2 protein-coding genes are annotated in these 638 nt (G+C 34.8%); both read right to left on the bottom strand.

Features of this window, described 5'->3' with window-relative positions:
* The coding region (locus B3R94_RS08395) for a ribosomal protein L16 (RefSeq protein WP_349680743.1) at nucleotides 1–131 on the bottom strand (131 nt) is incomplete at its 3' end.
* A gap of 36 nt (nucleotides 132–167) precedes the next feature.
* Nucleotides 168–638: 30S ribosomal protein S3 (gene rpsC / locus B3R94_RS08390; protein ID WP_291100066.1), on the bottom strand; the 471-nt coding region annotated here is incomplete at its 5' end.

Genomic DNA, 638 nt, shown 5'->3' with positions numbered 1-638 from the left:
GCTGTAATAAACGCTTCGTCTAAAGATTTGATCCCGAAAGTCCCGTAAGCTAATTGAGTTCCTCTGTGAGAAACACCTTTCATCTTACCTTTTTGGGTTTTTCTAAACTTTACTCTTCTCGGTGATAACATATCTACTTAATTCTTTATGTTAGTTGTTAAACTAAATTATCGCTTTCTATTATTAGATCTTTCACCTCCCTTTCTGTTGTTGTCAGATTTTTTTTGTTTTTTCTGTAATCCAACTAAAGGAGATAATTCTCTCTTACCATATACCTCACCTTTCATGATCCATACTTTGATCCCTAAACGACCATAAGTTGTATGAGCTTCTGAAATGTGGTAATCAATGTCTGCACGGAATGTAGACAAAGGAATACGTCCATCTTTATAAGTTTCAGAACGTGCCATCTCTGCACCGTTTAAACGACCAGAGATTTGAACTTTGATTCCTTCTGCGTTCATTCTCATTGCTGATTGAATTGCCATTTTAATAGCACGACGGTAAGAAATACGATTCTCAATTTGACGAGCGATACTATCACCTACTAAGATTGCATCTAATTCTGGTCTCTTAATTTCGAAGATATTAATTTGAACCTCTTTACCAGTGATTTTCTTTAACTCTTCTTTTAATTT

The organism is Empedobacter sp. UBA7611 (genome assembly GCF_002484365.1).
GTDB lineage: Bacteria > Bacteroidota > Bacteroidia > Flavobacteriales > Weeksellaceae > Empedobacter > Empedobacter falsenii_B.
The sequence above is the reverse complement of the archived record's forward strand: the minus strand, read 5'-3'. Positions and strand labels throughout refer to the sequence as shown.